Below are 23739 nucleotides of genomic sequence, written 5' to 3' on the forward strand. Positions count from 1 at the left end.
GAGCGCGCGCTGCCCGTCGTGCGCGACGCGCTGCTCGCGCGGGATTTCGACGTGTTCGGGGAGGAAACCGAGCTTGAAGCGATCCGCATGCACGCCGTCGCCATGAGTTCGCGCCCCAGCGTGATCTACTGGTCCCCGGCGACGCTGGCGATCATGCTGACCGTGCGTGAAGCGCGCGCGGATGGCGTCGGCGCGTACTTCACCATCGACGCGGGCGCGAACGTGCACGTGCTCTGCCGCGAAGACGACGCGGCGGATCTGGACACGCGGCTGCGCGCGATCCCCGGCGTGCTGGGCGTGTTGGCGAACCGGCCCGGTCCCGGCATCCAGTGGGTGAGCGAGCATCTGATCTGAAGTTTGCGCGGTTCGCCGGTTGGAAAATTCGTACTGACTTATCTGACGACTGCCGATATAATAAAATTAATATATGTATGATGATCGGCAGGTCGTATGCCAGGCACAGTTCAAAAGCCCTCATCTCAGGACGCGCCGCGTGTGGAGTGCCCCAAGTGCGGCTATGCCAATGTCACGGCACGGACCACGTGCCGCAGTTGCGGCGCGCCGCTCGAAAAACCGCCGGTGCTGCCCGTCGCGGCGCATCCCTTGCCGCCGTCGGAAGATGTCGGCAGCCATCTCTTTAAAGAAGATGACATTGTGCTGCTGGAATTCGTTTCGCTCGGCCAGCAGTTGTTTTTCCCCGTGGAAGCGTCGGTCCTGCTGGGGCGCGAAGTCATCCCCAGCCCGGAGCCGATCATCGATCTCGGTCGCTACGGGGCCAAGTCGCTGGGCGTGTCGCGCCAGCACTGCCGCCTCCAGCGCCGCGAAAAACAGTTGCTCGTCACCGACCTGGACAGCAGCAACTTCACCTACCTCAACGGCCAGCGGCTGATCCCGCACCGCCCCTACGTGATCGCGCACGGCGATCACCTGCTGTTGGGGCGGCTGCACGTCATGATTTACTTCCGCCCCCCGCAGTTGAGTTGACGCTCGCTACTTCAGCCCCGAATGCAGGAAGCTGCTGATAAACTGCCGCTGGAACACGATGAACAGGAGCAGCAGCGGCGCGGCAATGATCAGTGTCGCGGCCATCATCAGGCTCCACTGCGCGCCGATGTCGGTGAGCTGCGTGAAACGCAGCAGGCCCATCGTCAGCGGGCGGGCTTTGTCGCTTGTGACCACCAGCGGCCACAGTAATTCATTCCAGTGAAAGCTCAGCGTCACCAGTCCAAACGCGATCAGCGACGGCCAGCTTGGGGGCAGATAGACGTGTCGCAGCAGGTGGTGCCAGCGACAGCCGTCCACCACGCCCGCATCGACCAGATCGCGCGGGACGCCCAGAAATGCCTGCCGCATCAGGAACGTGCCGAACGCCGAGCCGAAGTACGGCATTGCCATCGCCAGCGGCGTATCGTACAGCGAAAACTCTTTGTAGTAGATCGCCTTGGGGATGCCCAGATACACCGTCGAAAACTCGCGGATGGTCACGAAGTTCGGCACGAGCAGGATCGCCGTGGGGATCATCATTTGTAGCAGAATGAAGTAAAACAGGAAGCGCTTGCCGAAGAACTCGAAGTGCGCGAACACGAATCCGCCCAACGTGACTGTAACAAGCTGCACGGCCAGCGTCAGCGCGGTGAACTCGATGGTGTTGGTGTAGTACGAGTTCGTCAGGTGGCCGTCCTGCCACTTGGGAAAAAACGGCGCGAGCGAGGTCGCTTTTTCGTAGCTCTCCAGTGTCACCCGGTCGGAGAACCACACATCGCCCCGGCCCAGGTTGTCGTTGGGCGGGCGGAACGAGACGATCGTCGCCCATAGAATCGGGATCGCCCACAGCACCGCGAGCACAATCGTGAGCAGGTTCACCCCCCACGCGCCCCAGGGCCGGGGCGTGCGGACGGTGGCCGGAGTCAGGGTCGCTGCGCGCTCAGTTGTCATATTCCTGCCGCTCCGTGAGGAAGACGTTCGCCAGCGTCAGCACGAACAGGATCGCGATCATCACCACGGTCAGGCTGTTGGCGAAGCCGTAGTCCTGCTGAATAAAACGCTGCTGGTAAATTTCGTAGAGCAGCAGATCCGCTTCGCCGCTGACCAGCTCGTAGGTCATGACCAGCGCGTGCTCGACCTGCTGGAACGCCCCGATGATGGCGATCACGCTGACGAACAGCGTCGTGCGCCGCAGCAGGGGCACGGTTATGCGTGTGAGCTGCGTGAACCAGTTCGCGCCGTCCAGCGCCGCCGCTTCGTAGACGTCTTCCGGCAGCCCTTGCAGCCCGGCGAGATAAAAGATCATGAAGTAGCCCGCGTTTTTCCAGATCGCCACGATGATCAGCGACCACAGCGCCAGCTTAGGATTGATCACCCAGTTCTGCGGGCCGCTGTAGCCGAAGAACTTGAATAACTGGTTCCACAGGCCGTAATCGGGCGTGAAGAAAAACAGCCAGATCGTCGCCGCGCTGACCATCGGCAGCACGGTCGGATAAAACAGCGCCAGCCGCGCGATGCCGATGCCCCGCACTTTGCGGTTGACCAGCAGCGCGAACAGCAGCGCCAGGATCATGCTGATGGGGACCGTGCCCAGCACGTACAGCGTCGTGTTGCCGATCACCTGCCGGAAGGCTTCGCCTTCGGGGCTATCCGGCTCTATCATCGCGCGGAAGTAGGCCAGCCCCACGTTGTTCGGCCCGCGAATGCTGCGCATCGCTTCTTCGACGCCGGGCAGCTTGAGGTCGGTGAGGATCTGGCGATCCGGGCGGCTGGGGTGGTAGTAGATCCGGCTGTCGCTCAGCACTTTGAAGGTCGGGTAGACCGTGAACAGGAACACGAAGTAGAGCGTCGGCAGCAGCAGCATGTAGGGCAGCCATTGGATGCGTGGCCGCCGCATCTGCCACCGCCTGCGAACGGGAGCGCTTGTGGTCATGGCAGGCCCATTCTGTAGAGATAACCGCGCGGGTGGAGAAGATCACCCCACCTAACTCGTGTTATGCGGGGATTCAAAAACAAAGACGGAGACGCCCGCTCTGCGCGAGCGCCTCCGGTCTTGAACGGACGCGTGGTGCTTACTGGTAGATGCTCAGGATATCGTCGGCTTCGGCCTGGGCTGCGTCGAGCGCCGCCTGGGGTTCTTCCTCGCCGTTCAGCACGGCCAGGATGTGTGTGTGCAGCGCGTTACGGACGTCGGCCAGGGACTGCACCGACAGCTCCGGCCCCGCCGAATCGAGCGTGGCGACGGCCTGCGCGGCCTGGGGCGTCTCTTCGATGTAGCTCGTCCAGCTATCGAGTTCCACCGCGCTCTGGCGCACCGGCAGGTAGCCCGTGCGGATCGCCCAGTCGGCGGTCTGCTCCGGCGAGGTCAGCCACAGCGCGAAGTCGGCCATCGCCTGCGCGGTCGCGTCGTCGATGCCCGCCACGAGGTAGAGGTTACCACCGCCGGGGACCGTGAAGAAGCCGCCGTCCTTGCCGGGGATGCCGCTCACGCCGACTTCAAAGTCCGCCGTGGAGAGGATGCCGGGCATGGAGCCAGTGCTGTGCACGATCATCGCCGCTTCGCCATTGGCGAACAGGCCGGGGGCGTCGCCCCAGTTGTTCTGAACACCGGCGGGCGTTGCATTGTACTCGGTGTAGAGATCCACCCAGAACTGGAGCGCTTCCACTGCCGCCGGGCTGTTGAAGAACACTTCGGTGTCGCTGTCGCCCACGAGGTTCTGGCCCGCGCCGAGCGCGAAGGGCTGCAGTTCCCAGTACGGCCAGCTGTTGGGGATCAGGATGCCCCAGCGGGTGTCGGTGGTCAGGGCCTGCGCGTCGTCGGCCAGTTCCTGCCAGTTGGCGGGCGGCTCCATGCCGTTTTCTTCGAGCATGGTCTGGTTGTAGTACAGCAGCACGGTCGAGCGCTGGAAGGGCAGGCCGTACAGTTCGGTCGTGCCGTCGCCGTTCGCGTCGTAGTAGCTGTTGGACAGCCAGACTTCGTAGAAATCGCTGAGCGTTTCTTCGTCTACGTAGCTGTCCCACGGCTGGACCAGTCCGGCGTTCGCCACGTCGTAGATGTCCGTCGCCAGCATGATCGCGCCAGCGGGCAGATCACCGCCGCCTTCGGCCACGGTGCGCAGCTTGGTCTGGACGTCGGTGTAGCCGCCTTCGTAGGAGAAGACGATGTCCACATCGGGATGCTCCGCCTCATATGCAGCGGTATATTCGTCGAGGATCTCGGTTACAGGGCTGTCAACGGCGATCGGAAAATAGATCGTGACTACGGTCTTATCCTGGGCCGCTACGCTCGATACACCGAGCGCCATGGCCAGGATGGCCACAATAAGCAGCAGACGAACCTTCATTTTGGCTCTCCTTAAACAGCAGCGTTCAAAAGCCGAAGCGAGGAAATCCTGTGAATCTTCGCCGCTCACATTATATCAGGTTCCCCTTATTTGATTTAAGAGTCGTTTAACCATTTTTAACGCAGAAGCATGAAGGGACAGTTTGGCTCGAAAGCGAAAAAGGGACCTCCATATACGGGTCCCTCTGTCATGCTGCATCTGGATGGCGCGGCATTGTCCGGCGCTCAGTCGGCGGCGAGCACCCGGTACAGGTGGTGGAACTCGCCGTAGAAGTCGAGCTGCCAGCCCTCGACCGGCTCGTACTGCGCCGGATCGCTGAGCGCGGCGCGGTCCGCGTCGCGCAGGGCTTGCAGCCACGCGTCGTCGAAGACCACGTACTCGATGCCCGCGTCCAGCAGGTCCGCCGGATCGCGGCTGGTCTGCCAGCGCGTGACAGCGGCTTGCTGGGTGGCGTTCAGGCGCGCGTCGTCCGGCGCGACGAGGTTCTGGATCACCTTGAGCCGGTCGAACCACGCGGTAACGTCGTCCTGGCTGGGATCGTCCATCGTTTCGAGGTAGACGCCCATCACCTGACGCACGTCCGCGCGCGCCGTGAGCATGCCTTGCGTCGGGTTGAGCACCCACGTCTCCGGCGACCAGTCGGGATCGAAGGTGGGCTGCGCGGCTTGCAGCGCGGCGTAGGTGTCCGGCGAGAGGCCCAGCGTTTCGAGCGACTGCTGGCCCGTGGCACGGTACAGGCTGACGCCCAATCCTTCCCCGATCAGCTCGTAGTACTGCGGCGAGGGGAAGATGAGATCGGCCTGCACGTCGGAGAGATACGGGATCATATAGCCGCGCTGGTCGAGCAGCAGGTAGTTCACCCCCACGTCACGCAGATCGCCCGGCAGCTTGCCGATCACCCACCGGTCGAACGCGGCGCGCTGTTCGGGATCGTCGAATGTGATCGAGAGGTATTCCGCCGCCGTCACGGTCTTGATGACGCCGAACAAGTCGTTTTTCTCCTGGTCGGTCGCGGGGTGGATCTTTAGACGGTCGCTCACCAGCTTGAGCACGGCGTAGGGATTGACGGCGATCCCGTCCGGCAGCAGCAGGACCGGCGTCGTGGGACCGTCGTATGCCTCGTAAGCGTGAGCGTCCGCCGGGGGCAGCAGCGTTTCAAGCGAGAAGTGATCGTCTCCGACCGCGATCAATAGCGCGTGGTCGGCATCGAGCCGCAGCCGCAAATAATACGTCGGGTTCAGCAGCATTGCCCGCCGATCCGGCTCAAGGTTTTGGAGCCACTCATTGCTGACGTACAGGTAACGGGCCCCCGTATCGCGCAGATCGCCCGGATAGCCGAGGGCGTACCACCGCGCGAGACTATCATTCTGTTCCGGCGTCAGCCTGTCGGGCTGGAAGTGACGCCGGTCGATAACCTGATAGATGACTTCGAGGTAGTGTTCTTTGTAAGCACGCGGAATTGACGCGGAATTCTGGAAAATATCCGCGATGTAATTGATGACTTCCAGCCCAACCAGACCATCCCCCTCAACCTTCCACACGATGCCCCATTCGTCGGCATCGGCAGGCTGCGTCAGGTATTTATGGGGGCGTGCAATGCTGAATTGGACATAGGCATTGTAGAGGTCCGTGCCCATGATCGATTCCAGCGTAGACTCGCCAAAATCGAAGTCCAGGTGTGGCAGATCGTCGTAGCCGTTGATGAAGATCGCGCCGCGCGCCTGGAAGACGAATCCGCTGAACAGGTGCACGCCCAGCGCGGCGAGCACGATCAGGGTACGCAGGCGGTCGCGCCACACGCGCCCGAAAATCAGCGGATAGTTGCGCCGGAGCAAAAACTGTACTGCCGCGACGAACCAGATGAACAGCGCGATCTGCGAACTCCAGATGAAGTTGCCGTCGGTCGCACGCGCGCCGGTTTCGGCCAGCAGATAGGTGTACCCGGCTCCAAACGCAAACGCGATCGTGGACAGCGTGAAGAACCGGTCGCGCCGCGCCGCCGGGAAAAACAGGATGTAGACCAGCGCCGGAAAGGCGATGGACAGCAGGAACTTATCGGTCAGTGAGCCTTGCGCGTGGGTGCGCATGACGGTCAGCGGCGACCAGATGATGCCGGACTCGCTCAGCGAATCGGACGCGATCACGTAGGTAAACACGTACTGCCACGCGAGCAGAATCACGCCGGGGATGCCGATGCCAAAGATCAGCGGGCCCCAGGCCAGCCGCTCGCGCCGCACCAGCCGCACCAGCGCGATAATGCCCACAGCGGGCAGCAGGCACAGCAGGTAGCTGGGCTTGGAGAGCGTCGAGATCACGATCAGCAGCGCGGCGACGCCTGCATCGCGCCGCAGGCTGGGTTGGTCGGGTGGACTGTAGGCGATGCGGGCCGAAACCCACCCCAACAGCAGCGCAAACGGCGCGAGCATCAGGATCGTGGGGTTGTGCATCGCGTTGACGCCGATGTACCCCAGGTACATCCGGCCTTCTTCCCACGTGCGCAGCGTGATCGGCGTGACGATCAGCAAAATCAGCGAGAGCGCGACTGCGGTCAGCCCGGCCCGGTAGGTGGTGGGCCGGGGCAGCACTTTCAGCAGCAGGTAGAAGATCGCAACCGCCGCCGCCGTGCGCATGGCGATGATGGAAATCGTGGCGAGATCCTGGCGGGAAAAGCCGGGACCGATCAGCTTGAGCAGAATGACGAAGGCGTGATAGAGGAAATGCGGCGCTTCGATGGACACGCGGTCCTTCATCTTCAGCGCCAGATCGACGTGGAAACGGTAATCCCAGGGCCCGTAGCCGAACATGCGATCCACGACGTAGATCGTGCCGACGATCGTGACCACAATGAGCGTTAGAAGGGAAACCAGTTCGGCTCTGCGAGCCTGTATAAATTCTTTCAGTCTAACGTTAGGAGTGACCCCAGGATGGGCTTGACCCGTTTCAATCCCCATAGATGGTATGGTCCCGTTTCACTAACAACAGCGTTTGTGTGCCGGTTCACGGACGAACGCGGTAGAGCGCGTAGGTTTCGTAGTAAAAGTCCAGCGACCAGTCCGGCACGCGCTCGTAGCCGCTGCGCCATGTGGCTTGCTGATCGTCCGGCAGCGCGTCGATCCAGCCGTCATGTACGATCAGATACTCGATGCCTGCCGCCTGCAAATCCGCCGGATCGCGCGTGGACTGCCAGCGATCGAGCGCGGCGCGCTGATCCCCGTCCAGGTGCAGCGTTTCCGGCCTGGCGACGTGCTCCAAAATGTGCAGCGTCTGGAACAACGCGTCGTCCGGCATGGCGCCCGCATAGACGCCGTACACGGCGGCCACGTCGGCACGCTGCGCCAGCATCCCCTGCGACGGGTTGAGCACGATGGCGTCCGGCGGCAGCGCGATTTCTGGCGTGCTGGCTTCGTACGCCTCGAACAGATCGGCGGGCAAGCCGAATGTATCGCGCCGGGCCGTGCCTGTGGCCCGGTACAGGGTGTAAGTATCCTCGCCAAGTCCCTGAAGAGTCAAGGTTATAACCGGTTGGTACATCGCCGTGTTGCCGACGATCAACTGGGATTCGACATCGCTGAGCGTGTCCAGCCACGCCTTGTTGACAAGCACATAGTCCGCGCCCGCCGCCTGCAAATCGCCGGGCAGCTTCGACGCCCGCCAGTTCTTCAGCGCCGCCGTATCGCTGGGGCCGGTGCTGTGTTCCAGCAGCGCCAGCAGATCGAACAGGGTGTCGCGCACCTGCGGATCGACCTGCGCCGACGTGAGGTAGCGGCTGACGGGCGTCGCCAGCGCGTCGAAGTCTTCATAATCACCCGGCGCGGCCACGAACAGGCGCGCGTCCGCCGGGATCTCGATCCGGGGCGTGAACGCCTCATACTCGGCGGCGATCTCCGGCGAGAGGCCCTGCGGCCAGTCCGCCGCGCAGCCGGATATCGGGTTGTAATAGAGCCGCGCGCCCGGCGTATCGGCCAGATATTCGAGCGGTGTCTGATCGCGCACCGCGCTGGCGTCTTCCCGGTTGAGCAGCAGGAACTTCGAGCGCGGCGGCATACTGAGCGCATCCACGTCGTACAGCATCGCCGCGCCCAGGCCGGGATCGAGGTGGGTCAGGCGGGCGTTGTAATTTGAAACGGAGACCAACACCGTGTTGCACCAGCCGCCCGACGCTTCGGGATCGTAGCGCAGAAAAGGCTCCGTCGCCGCCGTCACCGCGTCGATGTCGCTCTCGCGGTAGAAAAAATTCGCATCGAAGTAAGGATCGCCCAGCTTGGGGAACAGCGGGATGCACACGAGGCTGGCCGCGACGAACGCCAGCACGGGGCGGAATCGCCGCGTCAGGATCAGCAGCAGCAGGCTCGCCAGGACGTGCGCCGACAGGGTGCGGTAGCCCTGCCAGACGTCGTACAGGACGAAGGAGAGCAGCGTTACCGGCAGCAGATTCAGCGCGTGGAAGGCGGCCTCGCGCCACAGGTTCGACTCCGGCCCGGCGCGGCGCGCGCGGATCACGAACAGCGCCGCGATCGCCACGGCGAAGACGAGCATGATCAGCACGATCCAGCCGCCGCGGCCAAAAGTCGAGTCGTCGCCCAGCACGAAATGCGCATTGCGCGAGAGATTATCGCCCAGCAGCTCGAACGCATGGGACGGCGAATCGGGCAGCGCGTCCAAAAAGTCGGTGATGAAATTGTGCTTAACTGGCGAGGCCAGCAGCGTAAACGCCACCAGCGCCGCCAGCGCCAACCCCAGGCCCTGCGCCAGCGTCACCAGCCCCTGTCGGAACGCCGGGCGCGGCAGGCCGAGCAGCAGCAGAATCGGGAAGTAAAACGCCCACGTATACCGGATCAGGGACGCGAGCGCGACGAACGCGAACAGCGCGACGCGCAGGCGCGGCGAGTCGTCTTTCAGCAGCCGGTACGTGCCCGCCGCCAGCAGAATGCCGATCGCCTGATGCAGACTTTCCTGCATGTTGGACGGCCAGAAGATCAGCGCGGGGAAAAACGGGGCGATCACCCCTATCATGAGCAGCAGTTGCGCCCGGTCGGGGCGTGTCGCGGCCAGCAGCGCGATCAAGGCCAGCACCCACGCGCCGACGTTGACGATCATCGCCGCGTAATGCGGCCAGCCCGCCAGCGCCGCGAGGCCGCCGTAGAGCAGCGGGAAGAGCGGACCGTGCGGGCCGTAGCGCAAAAACGACACGGGCGCGGGATCTTCTTCGACCGTGAAATAACCCGTATCCAGCCCGGCGTGGGCCGTGCCCTGGATTTGCAGGTAGTAGCGGATTTCGTCCGGCGTGCCGGGGACGAGGCGCGAGAGATCGGTATCGAGGTATAGGACGACGACCCCCACCGTCATCAAGACGGGCAGGCTGGCGACGAGAAGATAGAGGAGCCAGTGGGTGACGGTGCGCCGTGTGTCCTTGCCGGTGGCAGCGGAAACCATATCTTGCCCTGGTAGAAACGAGTTGAGCCGAAAACGCCCGGTTCTGTCAGCGGCCACAGTTATACCATTCCCGGCCCGGAAACACGAAGGAAGGGCCGGAGCGGGCAACAAAAAATCCACCGGGATGCGGTGGATTCGTAATCGTTTTGCATACCCCCACCAGGACTCGAACCTGGGCCTCTGCCTCCGGAGGGCAACGCTCTATCCTCTGAGCTATGGGGGCTTTTTACCCGCTCCAATTGTACCAGGAACGGGGATCGCGTCAAGGTCAGGGCTGGGCGGCAGGCTCGTCTGCGAGCAGGTCGGCCACTTCCGCGCGGCTGTGGCGCAGCAGGTCCGCCGGAGTGATCTTCAGCAGCGCGTCGATCCCGCCTCCGCCCGCATACACGATCTCGTGCGCCTGCACGGCGGGGTCCATGAACGCGGGCATGGTTGTCTTCAGGCCCAGCGGTGGCACGGTCCCTACGATATAGCCTGTGATCTCGAAGACCTGATCGGCGTCGGCCAGCAGCACGCGCTCCGGCTTGACTTGGAGCCGCTCGGCCAGCTTGGCCGGATCGACGCGGCGCGTGCCGCAGCCGTACACCAGGAACGGCTGCTTATCGACCAGGAACAGCACCGATTTGACGATCTGGTCCGGCTCGACGTTCAGCGCCTTCGCCGCCGCCGTCACGGTTGGCGTGGGCACGCCGGGATACACGATCTCGGCCAGGACGTTGTGCTCCTCGATGTAGGCCGCCAGATGTTCGGGCGTCAGCGGGTCCGCCGAGATGACGTTGGGCACTTCCACGAACAGGATCTCGACCACTTGCCCGGCGTAGTCCATCAGGTCTTTCCCGGCGGCGACGCCGTCCGGCGAGACAAGCGCCGCGTCAAGCGCTTCGAAATCGGCAAAGTGAATCTCGACCGTGCGGAAGTACGCCGCGTCGCCCGCGGGACTGCCGAGCACCTGCCCGATCTGCACGCCCTGCACGCCGGGCAGTTTGCGCAGCAGCGACAGGTTGCGCGTATAGCGCAGCTCAAAGCTGTTTTTGTTCGCGGGGGGGCGGAACAGAAGCACCATCTTAACCATAAGAGATCGCTCGCAGTGTCAAAGTAGCGGAACGGAACACAAGGTTATCGCAGCGCGGGAGCTTACTCCCCGCGATGGAAGCTGCGGCCAAAGATGATCCCCACCAGGAAGGCGATCACGACCGCCTGCCACGGCTTCGACTGCACCAACCCGGTGGCGTCGCCCGTGATCTGATCGAGGGTGTGGCCGTGCAGATAAAGCGCGGTGCGTTCTAGGCTGCGCGAAAGCTGCTGCGCCTGATTCATCACGGTCCGGTCGCCGGATTTCACCGCTTCGGCGCGCAGGCGTTCGGCAGCGGCAATGAGCTGGTCGGCGGCGGCTTCCTTGGAGGCGTTCGCGCCCTGCACCAGCGATCGCCGTGCGTCGCGCAGGGCCGCGCGCTGTGTGCCGTTGCCGGGAAGGGTTTCGTTGGTCATCGGACTCGTTCCTTGCTGCCCGGACTAATGGGTGTATTGTAGCAGGCTTCCAACCGTGCTACGATAAATTCCGAATAGTGTTAACCGTCGTATTGTTATTCCACGCCACCCGCCTGATCGAGTAACCGTCGAGGAAAGCGTATGAGCAGCCCGAATGTCCCGTACCCGCAGCGGCCCTATCGCACCCCCTACGCCACGCCCCGCCGCAAGCCGGTCAATCCCTGGTTGATCCGCCTGCCGCTGTTGGCCGTGGCCGGGGTGATCATGTTCGTCCTGGTGATGCTGATGCTCGTGGCGGGCTATCAATTCCTGCACCGCGACGAGATTTTCCCCGGCGTTTCGACCGTTTTCGACCTCGATCTGGCGGGCATGACGCGTGAAGAAGCGTCCGCCGCGCTGTCGCAGCACTTCAGCTATGGCGACGAGGCCCAGTTCACCTTCCGCTACGGCGATCGCTCGTGGACCTATACGGCGGCGGAACTGGGCGTGTCGCTGGACGTCAACGCGACGGTCGACGCGGCCTACGACGCCGGGCGCAGCGGCGGGAACTTCGGCAACCTGTTCGAGCAGATCGACATCTGGACCAACGGGTACCCGGTCGCGCCGGTGGTGCGCTTCGACGAAACGCAGGCGCAGATGGTGCTCTACGAGATCTCGCAGAGCTACGTGAACCGCCCCGTGCTGGACGCGACGATCACCGTCAGCGACGCGAAGGCCGTCTCCCACGAGGGTCAGATCGGGCGGCAGGTGGATATCCCCACTACGCTCGCCGCGCTGCGCCGCGAGGTCGTGGGCCTGAGCACGGCCAGCGAGATCACGCTGGCGGTCAACGAGACGCCGCCGCTGGTGTGGGACGTCAGCGCGGCCACGGACGAAATCAACACGATCCTGTCGACGCCGGTCAAGCTGTACGTGACGGGCGACAATGCCGACCTGGGACCGTGGACGCTGGAGCCTGCCGACCTGGAAAAAATGATGTCGGTCGAGCAGGTGAGCAACGAAGACGGCACGGTCGGCTATGACGTGTCGGTCAACCTGGACGACGCCCGCGCCCTGCTGGAAGACATCTCGCCGGACCTCTCGCAGCAGCCGGTCAACGCGCGCTTCGTGTTCGACGACGAGACCAAGCAGCTCGACGTGCTGGAGCCGAGCATTGACGGGCGCGTGCTCGACGTGGAAGGCACGCTCGCCAAGCTCGAAGACGCGATCTTCGCGTCCGATCCGGCCCAGCGCCGCGTCGAGCTGGCGTTCGTGGATCTGCCGCCGGACGTGCCCGACACGGCGACCGCTGCCGATTTGGGCATCACCGAGCTGGTCACGCAGCACACGACCTACTATTACGGCTCCACGTCTGCCCGTCGCACGAATATCGAGGTGGCGAACGAGAACTTCCACGGCATCGTCATTCCGCCGGGTGGGATCTTCTCGTTCAACGAGTGGCTGGGCGATGTCAGCCCGGAGACGGGCTACGAGCAGGGCCTGATCATCGTCGGCAACCAGACGATCACGGGCGTCGGCGGCGGCGTGTGCCAGGTCGCCACGACCGCGTTCCAGACGGCGTTTTACGCGGGCTTCCCCATCGTCGAGCGCGTGCCCCACGCCTACCGCGTCGGCTACTACGAGCAGGGCGAAGGCGCGGGCCTGGACGCGACCGTCTTCTCACCCATCGTGGATTTCCGCTTCCAGAACGACACGCCCTATTACCTGCTGATCGAGGCGTACAACAACCCCGGCAACAGCACCGTGACCTGGAAGTTCTACAGCACCAGCATGGATCGCCGCGTGGAAAAAGAGGGGCCGTACATCAAGGATCAGGTCTCGCCGCCGCCGCCCGTCTACAACGTGAATCCGAACCTGTCCCTGGGCCAGATCAATCAGGTGGACGGCTCGGTGTACGGCGCGGACGTGTACGTATACCGCACCGTGTACGAGGGCGATAAGGTGATCCGCGACCGCGAGGAATTCGCCAGCCACTATGTGCCCTGGGCGACTCAGTACGAAGTTGCGCCCGGCGATCCGCGCGTCAGCGGGTAGAGCTAACCGCACGCACGAATGGTATGACGGGCGCTTTCGATGGCGGGAGCGCCCGTTTTTGTGCCTGAAAATGGCTGGGGTTTGCATAGAACGGGTGTTCGATGTACACTCTGCGCATTCACTCGAAGAACGGAACGAAACCCGATGGCGAAGCCAAGATCCTACTGGGAATGCCAGGAATGCGGGCGGCGCTCGGCGCAGTACATGGGCAAGTGCCCCGGCTGCGGCGAGTTCGGCACGCTGATCGAAATCATGGAGGAGCCGGAGACGCCGACGGCAGCCAAGCCTGCGGCGGCAGTGCGCTCGCGCCCGCAGAAGCTGGCGGACGTATCGAGCGAGATGGGCGACCGCTATCCGGTTCCGGTCGAGGAACTGTCGCGCGTGTTGGGCGGCGGATTGGTCCCCGGCAGCGTGATCCTCGTCGGCGGCGATCCGGGCATCGGCAAAAGCACGCTGCTGCTGCAAGTCGCCGTGTTGATGGAAAACATCGCCGGGCCGGTGCTGTACGTCAGCGGCGAGGAAAGCGAGCGCCAGATCAAGATGCGCGCGCAGCGGCTCGACCTGGAATCCACGAACCTGTTCCTGGTCACCGAGACGGAACTGAGCGCGATCTTCACGCATATCGAAGCGGTGAAGCCGCGGATGGTCATCGTGGACTCCATCCAGACGACCTACACCGAGGGCAAGGCGTCGGCGGCGGGCAGCGTGACCCAGGTGCGCGAATGCGCCAGCCAGCTCCGCGAATTGGCGAAGACCACCGGCATGACGGTGTTCATCGTCGGGCACGTCACCAAAGAGGGCGTGATCGCCGGGCCGCGCGTGCTGGAACACATCGTAGACACGGTGCTGTACCTCGAAGGCGACCGTTTTCAGGCGTACCGTCTGCTGCGCAGCGTCAAAAACCGCTTCGGCGCGACGAGCGAGGTGGGCGTGTTCGAGATGCGCGACCGGGGCATGGTCGAGATCACCAACCCGTCCGAGCTGTTCATTGCGGAGCGGGTGGTCAACGCGCCGGGCAGCGCCATCGCCGTGACGCTGGAAGGCACGCGCCCGCTGCTGGTCGAGGTGCAGGCGCTCGCCAGCCAGACCGCCTACCCGAACCCGCGCCGCACGGCCAACGGCGTGGACTTCAACCGCATGTCGCTGATCATCGCCGTGCTGAGCAAGCGTGTGGGCATCAAGCTCTACGAAAAGGACATTTTCGTCAACGTGATCAGCGGCCTCAAGGTGGATGAACCGGCGGCGGACCTCGCCGTCGCGGTGGCGATTGCGTCCAGCGCGTGGGATGTGCCGGTCCCGGCGGATATGGTATTCGTGGGCGAGATCGGCCTCAGCGGGGAGCTGCGTGCGGTCAGCCAGACGACGACGCGCATCCGCGAGGCGGCCAAACTCGGCTTCAAGCGGATCGTGCTGCCCCGCACCTACCGCAAGGACGACTCGCTCGACCAGGGCATCGAGATCATCCGCGCGCGCAGCATCGACGAGGCGCTGGCCGTGTCGCTGCCCAAGCCGGAACGGGCGTGACGGCGTCAGGGTTCTGTCAGGATCGGCGGGCGGGCGTTGCCGGGCCAGCGGCCAGTCGTCAAGTTTGGGATGCGGTGCGCGCTTAAGATGGGGGTAATGCTGAGATGGCCGATGCCCCCCACGGCTATCCGGTTGCTCCCCCAGACCAAACGCGACACGTGTTTGGTCTATTTGTTTTAAAGCGCATTGGCAGCCGTCAGCAGCCCGGATAACCCATCTATCGCTTGGCAAGTACGGTCGTATAGGTACCCTTCGTGAGACAAGATGGAGGCTGCACGATGTCCAAGTTGATCTACTTTACGCCTATGTCGCTGGATGGATTTCTCGCGGGTGAAACGGACAGCATGGATTGGGCGGTGCCGGATCGCGAGGTCTCCGCTTTCATCAACGATCGGACTCGCCCCGTCGGCACATATCTCTATGGCCGCAAGATCTATGAGGCGATGAAGGTGTGGGAAACGCCCGAGGTCGTTCCAGGTCTGACGCCGGAACTGATGGAGTTCGCGCGGATCTGGCAGGCGGCTGATAAGATCGTCTATTCCAAATCGCTGGAGACCGTCTCGACGCCGAACACGCGGCTTGAGCGGGAATTCGATCCGCAGATGGTCCGTGACCTGAAGGCCCAACTGCCTCACGATATTTCGGTGGACGGTGCGAACCTGGCCGCACAGGTGATCCGGGCCGGGCTCGTCGACGAGTATGAACTGCTTGTTGTACCCTTTATGCTTGGCGGCGGCGCGCAGGTTCTGCCCGGCAGCGTACGCATAAAGCTGGAGCTTCTGGACGAACGCCGTATTGGTAATGGATGGGTCTATCTTCGCTATCGCTCGCGGGATTGATGGCGGCGCTCAAAGAGGGTAGTCGTGACGGGTCGGAATCTCTGCCCGCCTCCTGACGCGCGCTCGTATCCGGTTCACCGCTGCCGCTGCGGGTATCAAACTGCGTCGTCTCTCCCCTCAATTTCAGCATAACCGGGTACTACTCAGCGATCGATCACGGTTCGCAAAGGTAAGGGCGGAACCTTGCTCTATCCGTTTTTTTATCCTCCGTCTCTTGTGTTCAGAACGTATGTTCGGTATACTGGTGGGCTGCATGGGTTTTGCCGCCCTTTGGCGCTGGGCTATAATCGCACAACATAGAGTCGTTTACAGAAAGCAGCGTTTGATGCAGCCACTACGGCGAATTGGCATACTCGCACATCCGCTCCGCCAGGGCACGGCACCGATTGCACAGGACATCGCGCGCTGGATCGAAGCGCATGACATCGAGACCTGGATGCGCACCGCCTGGGATGCCAGCCGGGCACAGCCGCTGGTTGAGAACACGGACATGGTGATCGCCATTGGCGGCGATGGCGCGATGCTGCGCGCGGCGCGGGTCTGCGCGCCGGAACACGTGCCGGTGCTGGGCGTCAACACCGGGCATCTCGGCTTTCTGACCGAGATCAGCCCGGAAGACTGGCAGACGGCCCTCGAAACGCTGCTGCGCGGGGAATACTGGCTCGAAAACCGCATGATGCTGCGCTGTGAAGTGCGGCAGCGCGGTGTGGAACTGACGCACGGCGACGCGCTCAACGACGTGGTCATCAGTCGCGGCGCGATCGCGCGATCCGTGCGGCTGGAAACGTATATCGACGGCGGCTGGGCGACCACCTATCACGGCGACGGTCTGATCGTCGCCACCCCGACCGGATCGACGGCCTATGCGCTGGCGGTCGGCGGGCCGATTCTGCCGCCCGAGCTGAAGAACATCCTGGTCGTGCCGATTGCGCCGCACCTGAGCATGGATCGCCCCATGGTGCTGGCCCAGGGATCCACCATTGAGGTGGTGGTCGATCCGCAGTCGCTGACCGAGGTCGTGCTGACCATGGACGGCGAGCTGATCGCCAGCCTGGAATCGGGCGATCAGGTGGTTGTACGCGCCAGCGAAAGCGTGGGCCAGTTCGTGCGCCTGCGCGAGCGCAATTATTTCTACCGCTCCCTGTTGGACCGGCTTGAGCCGCGTGTCCCTGCGCGCTCGCCCAACTCTGCGGCGCACATCAACCCATGAATCGATTGTGAACCGTGGCTCCTATGGTCCAGTTTGTTGAATACTCCTTCGACGCGGCCAAAGATTTTCTGAACGCTCTGCGCCTGAGCAACCCGGAGTGGGGCATATCGCAGCCCTCCGCCGAGCCGGATCGGGGCTGGCAGCGCGCCTGGATCTTTCGCGGGCAGGGTACGGCGGCCCCGCTCAAGCCGAGCGCGTGGCGGCAGCCGGACATCGAAAAAACCAAGCTGCTGGCGCAGGTCAAGCTGGCGATCAAAGAACGTGTTCTGGCCGAAGCGAAGGGAAAAGTCCCGATTCCGCAGCTCGACGGGCAGGACTATCACGTCCTGTCCGAAGTAGATCAGCAGCAGATCGTCGAGCGCCGGATCGACGTGGTGCATCAAGCCTTCGCTGAAGTCTCCCTCATCAACGAATTCACCGATCTGGCCGACGAGCTGGGGTTCAAGGTCGATCCGCTGCCGATCTGGACGCACGAGATCGGCTCGTTCGTGTCGCGTTACATTGTGGAGAGCTTCCCCGATTCCTGGGACGAACAGGGCCGCCCGGCGGTTTATGTGCGCCCCGAAGATCGCCAGTCCACTTTTTGGCGGCATCCGGCGGTGGCGCTGGCGCAGCACCACGGCATCCCGACGCGGCTGCTCGACTGGACGCGCAACCCGATCACGGCGGCGTTTTTCGCCGCGAAGGACATCGGCATTCCCGATCCCGACGCGGACGACTGCCTGGTCGTTTATGCGCTGCACAAGACGATGCTGGCGCAGCACATCAAGTTGGTGGAAGTGCCAGCCAGCGAAAACGACTTTCTGCGCGCGCAGGCCGGTCTGTTTACGTTCGACGCCAAAGGCGACACGCTGTTCGTGCAGCAGGGTGATTACCCCAGCTTGGAAGATTCGGTCGGCTATCTCGATCCGCCGACGAATATCGTGCAGCCGAAGAAGTTCATGCTGCCGCTGACGCAGGCTCCCGAACTGCTGCGGCTGCTGTGGCTGGAACGCATCACGCGCGCCCACCTGATGCCGACGCTCGATCACGTCGCGCAGGCGGTCATGACCAAAGTGCGGCTCTCCGGCAATGCGGCGGGGATCGATCTCAAAGGATGCTGAAGTCTCGAAATTGGGCGGCAGACCATTAGAGTGACCTAAATAAACTACGATTTACGCCCGGTTTGCGTTAATCTCGTACTGAATGAAAAGGCGTACTAGACGAGATCAACATGGCAGCTCCTGACCTTCAAACGAACGTTGCGACCGAAGACGAAGTTGTGTACTGTACCGTCCATCCGAACGTCGAGGCGACGCTGCGCTGCAACCGCTGCGGTCGCCCGATGTGCACGCGCTGCGCCGTGCTGACGCCGGTCGGCTACCGCTGCAAGCAGTGTGTGCGCCAGCAGCAGGATACATTCTTCAACGCCCAGTTCTACGACTACCTGATCGCGGCGGGCGCGAGTGTGGTGATCAGCTTCGTCGCGGCGTTTTTCCTGTCGCGCATCGGGTTCTTCTACATCGCGTTCCTGGCGGCGCCTGCCGCGGGCGCGGCGATTGGCGGCGTGGTGCGGACGCTTACCGGCAAGCGGCGCGGGCGTTATACGGCGATGATCGTCGGCGCGGGCGTCGCGCTGGGCGCGCTGCCGCTGCTGATGTTCAACCCGCTGACCATCATCATTTATCTCTTCCTGGCGACCGGCACGGCAGCCGCGCAGTTCGGGCTGCGCCTGTAGCGGCACGACGACTCCGACACTTGAGGTAGATCGACGACGCTTATGCTGCAAGAACTGCGGATCAAAGACTTTGCGATTATCGACGAGCTGGTGCTCACGCTGATGCCCGGCTTCATGGTCATCACCGGCGAGACCGGCGCGGGCAAGTCCATTCTGGTGGATGCGGTCAATTTGCTGCTCGGCGAGCGGTCGGATACGTCCTTCGTGCGCGCTGGGGCGGATCGCGCCGTGATCGAGGGGCGGTTCCTGGTTCCCGGTCACACCCAGCCCGCGCTGCATGAGGTGCTCGAATCGGAAGGGCTGGAAGGCGATTCGCCCGACGAAGTGCTGCTGACGCGTGAAGTGCGCGCCAACGGGCGCAGCCAGTCACGCGTGAACGGCATCGCGTGCAGCCTGAACGCCTACCGCGAGGTGGGCGGCCTGCTGGTCGATATTCACGGGCAGGGCGAGCACCTGTCGCTGTTCAAGCCCTCGCAGCACCTTTACCTGCTCGACCGGTACGCCCACCTGGAAGACGATCGCGCTGCGCTGCGCGAGATGGTGCGCGAACTGAACGCGCTGCGGGCTGAGATCAACAGCCTGCTCACCGACGAAGAAGCACTCGCCCGACGGATCGACATGTTGCAGTACCAGATCCAGGAGATCGAAACGGCCTCCCCGCGCCCGGAAGAAGAGGAAGAACTGCGGCAGGAACGCACACGCATGGCGAACGCCGAAAAGATCGCGGAGCTGACGACCGAAGCAGAGTTCGCGCTCTCTGGCGATGTAGGCGAAGCGTCGGCGGTGGATTTGCTGGCGCAGGCCGCGATTGTGCTTTCGAAGTTGGCGAAGCTCGATCCCGCGCTGGAAGCCGATTACCAGTTGGCCGAGACGATCAGCATGCAGGCCGACGAGCTGGCCCGCACCATTCGCCAGTACCGCGAGAATCTCGAATTCGAGCCGCGCCGCCTGGATGACATCGAGGAACGGCTGGAAATTCTCAACCGTCTGAAGCGTAAATACGGCGGATCGATTGAGGCTGCGCTGGACCACGCCGAGCGTGCCCGCGCCGAACTGGACCAGATCACGCACAGCGAGCAGCGTCTGGCCGAACTGCGCGACGCGGAAGATCGCCTGCTGCACCGCATCGGCAAACACGCCGCGCAGTTGAGCGCGCACCGCCAGGAAGCGGGTGTGCGCATGACTGACGGCATCGTGCGCGAGCTGAACGATCTCAAGATGCAGGGCGCGCGCTTCGAGGTGCAAATCGCGCACGTCGAAGACCCGGACGGCTGTTACGTGAACGGGCAGCGGTTGGCGTTTGATGGGAACGGCATCGATCGCATTGAGTTTTACATGGCCGCCAACATCGGGGAGCCGCTGCGTCCGCTGGCGAAAGTCGCGTCCGGTGGTGAAGCGGCGCGCATCATGTTGGCGCTCAAGAGCGTGCTGTCCTACGCCGATCAGGTCCCGACCCTGATCTTCGACGAGATCGACCAGGGGATCGGCGGGCGCATCGGGACGGTGGTGGGCCAAAAGCTGTGGGGCCTGTCGGATACGCATCAGGTCCTGTGCGTGACGCACCTCGCGCAGTTGGCCGGGTTTGGCGACGCGCACTACAAGGTGAGCAAGCACGTCGAAAACGAGCGCACCGTGACGCGCGTCGAGCAGCTTGCCGATCAAGGCCGGGTAGATGAACTGGCCGAGATGCTCGGCGCGGAGACGACCGCCGCGCGCCAGAGCGCGTTCGACATCCTCATGCTGGCACGCCGCGCAAAAGAAGGCCGCCGCATCGAGACGGCCTGAGCACAATCGCGCCTACTCGACGGGCAGGGGCGGTCCCAGCAGTTCCATGCCGTGCGCCCGCCACAGATCGGGATCTTGCGGCGGCATGGCGTTCGCTTTCGTCACCTCGCGGAAGAATGCCTCCATTTGCCCGGCTGGGCTGAACACGATCAGCATCCTGCCGCGCTCCGCGCCGACGTGTGCCCACACGTGCGGAACCCGGCGCGGAGCGAACAGCGAATCCCCCGGCAGCAGGCGCATCCGTTCTTTGCCCACTTCGATCGCAAATTCCCCTTCCAGCGCGTAAAACCACTCGTCCTGCTCGTAGTGCAGGTGCCGCGCCGGACCGCCTTTGGCGTGAAATGTGTTTTCCAGGATGAACAGGCCGTTTTCGCCCGGCGTGCTGACCTTGAACTCGATCGTGCTGACGCCAAGTCCGCGATGCTCGCCGGAACGATCCTGCCCGGCGGCGACGCGGTAGATGGGTGGAAGCGGATCAGGGGCGGCGGTGGTGTCGTTCATGGCAAGTCCTCGATAGGGGCCGATCATGCGGTGTGTACTGTGATTATGGCATGGACCGCCGGGCGCGCGTTAACGAGACAAAAAAGGCGGGTTAGACACCCGCCCCTACAAAGCCTGCCTGTTCGTTTGTCTTCCCCTCTCCAACTTGGTTTGGAAAGGAACGTCACGCGGTCTAGATGCTAAAATCGTCCGCCGTTTCCGGCACGGTCGCTTTCTCCTGGTCGATCAGCGCGCGCTTGCGATCCAGGCCCCAGCGGAATCCCCCCAGCGATCCGTCCGTGCGCAGCACGCGGTGGCAAGGGATAATCAGCGCGACCTTGTTCGTGGCGCAGGCGTGGCCAACCGCGCGCACGGCCTTCGGCGAGCCGATGATCTCGGCCACTTCCGCATAGGTGCGCGTCGCGCCGTAGGGGATCTCGCGCAGCGCGTCCCACACGCGGCGCTGGAAGGCGGTCGCCTGCACGTCCACGGGTAGATCCAGCGGCGCGGGGTCGCCGTCCAGGTACTGCACGAGCGCATCCACCCATTCGTGCATCGACTCCCCATCGCGGTACAGCTCCGCGCGCGGGTACTCCTTCGCCAGTTCGGCTTCGAGCACCTCCGGCGAGTCGTCCAGCATCACGCTGCACACGCCGCGATCCGTCGCCGCGACCAGCAAATAACCGAGCGTGCTGGGGGTGATGGTATAGGTGATGGTCATGCCCTGTCCTCCTCGTTGGTAGTCGGTGGGTGTCATGCCGAGCACGCCGGGGTGCGCGCGGCTGCTGGAGTTATACCCTGCGCCGTAGATCGCGCGGGTGACGGAATCGCCGGACTTCAACTGCGTTTTGAAGCGCTCCACGCGGCGCGCGTCGGCGTACTGGCGCGGCGAGACGCCCATCAGCCGCTTGAAGACGCGCTGCAAGTGCGCCGGGCTGACCGCGACCTGCTCGCCCAGTTCTTCCAGGGTGGGGATCGCGTCCGTCGCCGCGTCGATCAGCGCGCAAACCTCGCGCACCATCTCCGCCTGGGAATCGACTTCGTCGGGGCGGCAGCGGCGGCACGGGCGGAAGCCCGCCCGTTCGGCGTCGGCATTGGTGTCGAAGAACTCGACGTTTTTGCGCATGGGCCGCCGGGCCGGGCACGACGGGCGGCAGTAGATGCCGGTGCTGTGCACGGCCACGACGAACAGGCCGTCGAAGTGCCGGTCGCGGTCCTCGAACGCCTGCCAGCGGACAGCCTCATCGAGCACGAGCGTTTGGGAGTGGTCGTCGCTGTGATTCATAGGGACTCCTGCGGTTCGTTAACATCCCGATCATACCGGGAAACGGGGGCCTCAGCACCCTGTTTTTTGCGCTCAATGTCGCCGCCGGGCAGGCTTGCGAACTTCTGCACAGACATGCCGCGCCCTGCCGGTTTTTGTTAGAGTCTGGTTGAGGGAACATGGGAGATGTTGTGATGACGAGCATGGTCACGTTACAGGATCAGTTGGATCGGATGACCGCGCCCGGCGATCTCGTACAGGTAGTAGACGCGGCGGAGCACAAGATCCGCTGCGTGGCGTGCGGGCATCGCTGCCTGCTCAAAGACGGACGCCGGGGCATCTGTAAAGTGCGCTACAACGACGGCGGCGTACTGCGCGTTCCGCAGGGCTACGTCGGCGCGCTGCAAATCGATCCCATCGAAAAGAAGCCGTTTTTCCACGTCACGCCCGGCGCGCAGGCGCTCAGCTTTGGCATGTTGGGCTGCGATTTCCGCTGCTCCTACTGCCAGAACTGGGAGATCTCGCAGACGCTGCGCGACGAAGCCGCCGGACGTGACTATATCCCCATCTCCGCGCGCGAACTGGTCGCGCTGGGGCGCAGTCGCGGCGCGCGCGCGGTGGCGAGCACGTACAACGAGCCGCTGATCACGAGTGAGTGGGCGGTGGAGGTCTTCAAGCAGGCGCGCGAGGCGGGCCTGATGACGCTGTACATCTCGAACGGCAACGGCACGCCGGAAGTGATCGAGTACCTGACGCCCTGGCTGGACGGGTACAAGATCGACCTGAAGACCATGAACGACAAGCACTACCGGCGCGAGTTGGGCGGTGTGCTGCAGCACGTGCTCGACACGATCAAGCGCGTGCACGAGGCGGGCATCTGGCTGGAAGTGCTGACGCTGGTGATCCCCGGCTTCAACGACAGCAGCGACGAGCTGTGGGACGCGGCTCGCTACATCCGCGGCGTCTCGCCGGACATCCCCTGGCACGTCACGGCCTTTCACCCCGACTACAAGATGATCGATCCGCCGCCGACGTCGGTCGATGCGCTGCGTCGCGCGTCGGAGATCGGGGCTGAGGCGGGCCTGAACTACGTCTACGCGGGCAATCTGCCGGGACGTGTCGATCCCTGGGAAGACACGGTATGCCCGTCCTGCCACACCCCCTTGATCCGGCGCTATGGTTACCTCATCCGCGAGAACAAGCTGGCGACGACCGGCGGGGTTTGCCCGCAGTGTGGCACGACGATTCCCGGCATCTGGCACTAGTATGCTTACATTGATCCCCATACCGGGTGGAAAGTTCAGACAGCGATGACGAAATCCATCATCCCGCGCTATAAGCTGATGCTGTTCTACGATCCGGTTCCGGCCCTTTCGGACCGCTACTATCAGTTTGTGATGAACGAGATGGTTCCCACGGCCCAGAACGGCGGCCTGTATATGTTCCGCGTCTTCCACACCGCGTGGGGGACCGATCAGCCGGTGCGGCAGGCGGAATTTGTGGCCGAGGATCTGGACTCGATCCGCGCGCTGCTCGACAGCGATGAGTGGCGCACGCTCGAAGAGAAGATGGAACAGTACTGCACCAACTATCACCGCAAAGTGGTCAAGTTCAGGCCAGGGTTCCAGTTGTGAAGG

General features: G+C 63.5%; 19 protein-coding genes, 1 tRNA gene and 1 pseudogene. 11 read left to right on the forward strand and 10 right to left on the reverse strand.

The genetic code is table 11. The features are described from left to right. Positions 1 to 354: pseudogene (locus tag V7116_RS13685) on the forward strand (diphosphomevalonate decarboxylase); the annotation flags it as partial. 96 nt (positions 355 to 450) lie between these two features. Beyond that, the gene (locus V7116_RS13690) at positions 451 to 984 is read left to right on the forward strand and encodes an FHA domain-containing protein (protein ID WP_324392498.1); all 534 of its coding nucleotides are present in this window, start codon (positions 451 to 453) and stop codon (positions 982 to 984) included. Positions 985 to 990: 6 nt separating this feature from the next. Here the strand turns inward: V7116_RS13690 and V7116_RS13695 are convergent, their stop codons facing one another. The 8 genes from V7116_RS13695 to V7116_RS13730 form a co-directional block, all read right to left on the reverse strand. Next, a complete protein-coding gene (locus V7116_RS13695; RefSeq protein ID WP_324392499.1) occupies positions 991 to 1935 on the reverse strand; it encodes a carbohydrate ABC transporter permease in 945 nt (314 codons plus the stop codon). Further along, a complete protein-coding gene (locus tag V7116_RS13700) occupies positions 1925 to 2881 on the reverse strand; it encodes a carbohydrate ABC transporter permease (RefSeq protein ID WP_324392500.1) in 957 nt (318 codons plus the stop codon). Before V7116_RS13700 ends, V7116_RS13695 begins: the two co-directional genes overlap by 11 nt. A 175-nt stretch (positions 2882 to 3056) precedes the next feature. Continuing rightward, positions 3057 to 4328 carry an ABC transporter substrate-binding protein gene (locus V7116_RS13705; protein ID WP_324392501.1) on the reverse strand — a complete coding sequence of 424 codons (1272 nt, stop codon included), beginning with the start codon at positions 4326 to 4328 and terminating at the stop codon, positions 3057 to 3059. A gap of 224 nt (positions 4329 to 4552) precedes the next feature. Then, on the reverse strand, positions 4553 to 7171 hold the full coding sequence (locus V7116_RS13710; RefSeq protein WP_324392502.1) for a hypothetical protein: 2619 nt from the start codon (positions 7169 to 7171) through the stop codon (positions 4553 to 4555). A gap of 154 nt (positions 7172 to 7325) precedes the next feature. Further along, a complete protein-coding gene (locus V7116_RS13715) occupies positions 7326 to 9761 on the reverse strand; it encodes a hypothetical protein (protein ID WP_324392503.1) in 2436 nt (811 codons plus the stop codon). A 151-nt stretch (positions 9762 to 9912) separates the two neighbouring features. Next, a tRNA-Arg gene (locus tag V7116_RS13720) sits at positions 9913 to 9984 on the reverse strand. Between the two features lie 45 nt (positions 9985 to 10029). Continuing rightward, on the reverse strand, positions 10030 to 10833 hold the full coding sequence (locus V7116_RS13725; RefSeq protein ID WP_324392504.1) for an EthD family reductase: 804 nt from the start codon (positions 10831 to 10833) through the stop codon (positions 10030 to 10032). Positions 10834 to 10895: 62 nt separating this feature from the next. Beyond that, positions 10896 to 11249, reverse strand: coding sequence for a hypothetical protein (locus V7116_RS13730; RefSeq protein ID WP_324392505.1), 354 nt, complete (start codon positions 11247 to 11249; stop codon positions 10896 to 10898). Positions 11250 to 11390: 141 nt separating this feature from the next. Between V7116_RS13730 and V7116_RS13735 the strand changes: the two genes are divergently transcribed. From V7116_RS13735 to recN, 7 genes are all read left to right on the forward strand, one after another. Further along, positions 11391 to 13283 (forward strand): VanW family protein, encoded by a 1893-nt coding sequence (locus V7116_RS13735; protein WP_324392506.1) that lies wholly within the window; start codon positions 11391 to 11393, stop codon positions 13281 to 13283. Positions 13284 to 13427: 144 nt separating this feature from the next. Further along, positions 13428 to 14807 (forward strand): DNA repair protein RadA, encoded by a 1380-nt coding sequence (gene radA, locus V7116_RS13740; RefSeq protein ID WP_324392507.1) that lies wholly within the window; start codon positions 13428 to 13430, stop codon positions 14805 to 14807. 278 nt (positions 14808 to 15085) lie between these two features. Next, on the forward strand, positions 15086 to 15646 hold the full coding sequence (locus V7116_RS13745) for a dihydrofolate reductase family protein (RefSeq protein WP_324392508.1): 561 nt from the start codon (positions 15086 to 15088) through the stop codon (positions 15644 to 15646). A gap of 325 nt (positions 15647 to 15971) precedes the next feature. Next, positions 15972 to 16856: an NAD(+)/NADH kinase gene (locus tag V7116_RS13750; RefSeq protein WP_324392509.1), complete on the forward strand. Its 885-nt coding sequence runs from the start codon at positions 15972 to 15974 to the stop codon at positions 16854 to 16856. 23 nt (positions 16857 to 16879) lie between these two features. Further along, positions 16880 to 17959: an FRG domain-containing protein gene (locus V7116_RS13755; RefSeq protein ID WP_324392510.1), complete on the forward strand. Its 1080-nt coding sequence runs from the start codon at positions 16880 to 16882 to the stop codon at positions 17957 to 17959. 110 nt (positions 17960 to 18069) lie between these two features. Beyond that, positions 18070 to 18573, forward strand: a complete 504-nt coding sequence (locus V7116_RS13760; protein WP_324392511.1) for a B-box zinc finger protein — start codon at positions 18070 to 18072, stop codon at positions 18571 to 18573. Between the two features lie 42 nt (positions 18574 to 18615). Further along, a complete protein-coding gene (gene recN, locus V7116_RS13765; protein WP_324392512.1) occupies positions 18616 to 20358 on the forward strand; it encodes a DNA repair protein RecN in 1743 nt (580 codons plus the stop codon). A gap of 12 nt (positions 20359 to 20370) precedes the next feature. Here recN and V7116_RS13770 read toward each other — a convergent pair whose 3' ends face one another. Together V7116_RS13770 and ada are read right to left on the reverse strand one after the other, a co-directional pair. Then, the gene (locus tag V7116_RS13770; protein ID WP_324392513.1) at positions 20371 to 20859 is read right to left on the reverse strand and encodes a cupin domain-containing protein; all 489 of its coding nucleotides are present in this window, start codon (positions 20857 to 20859) and stop codon (positions 20371 to 20373) included. Positions 20860 to 21031: 172 nt separating this feature from the next. After that, a complete protein-coding gene (gene ada, locus V7116_RS13775; RefSeq protein WP_324392514.1) occupies positions 21032 to 22123 on the reverse strand; it encodes a bifunctional DNA-binding transcriptional regulator/O6-methylguanine-DNA methyltransferase Ada in 1092 nt (363 codons plus the stop codon). A 173-nt stretch (positions 22124 to 22296) separates the two neighbouring features. Between ada and amrS the strand changes: the two genes are divergently transcribed. Together amrS and V7116_RS13785 are read left to right on the forward strand one after the other, a co-directional pair. Beyond that, entirely contained in the window at positions 22297 to 23367 is a 1071-nt protein-coding gene (gene amrS, locus V7116_RS13780; RefSeq protein WP_324392515.1) for an AmmeMemoRadiSam system radical SAM enzyme, read from the forward strand. A 45-nt stretch (positions 23368 to 23412) separates the two neighbouring features. Next, positions 23413 to 23736: a hypothetical protein gene (locus V7116_RS13785; RefSeq protein WP_324392516.1), complete on the forward strand. Its 324-nt coding sequence runs from the start codon at positions 23413 to 23415 to the stop codon at positions 23734 to 23736. The last annotated feature ends 3 nt before the right edge of the window (positions 23737 to 23739 follow it).

The sequence above is a fragment of the Aggregatilinea sp. genome (assembly GCF_036822615.1).
Taxonomy (GTDB): Bacteria; Chloroflexota; Anaerolineae; order Aggregatilineales; family Aggregatilineaceae; genus Aggregatilinea.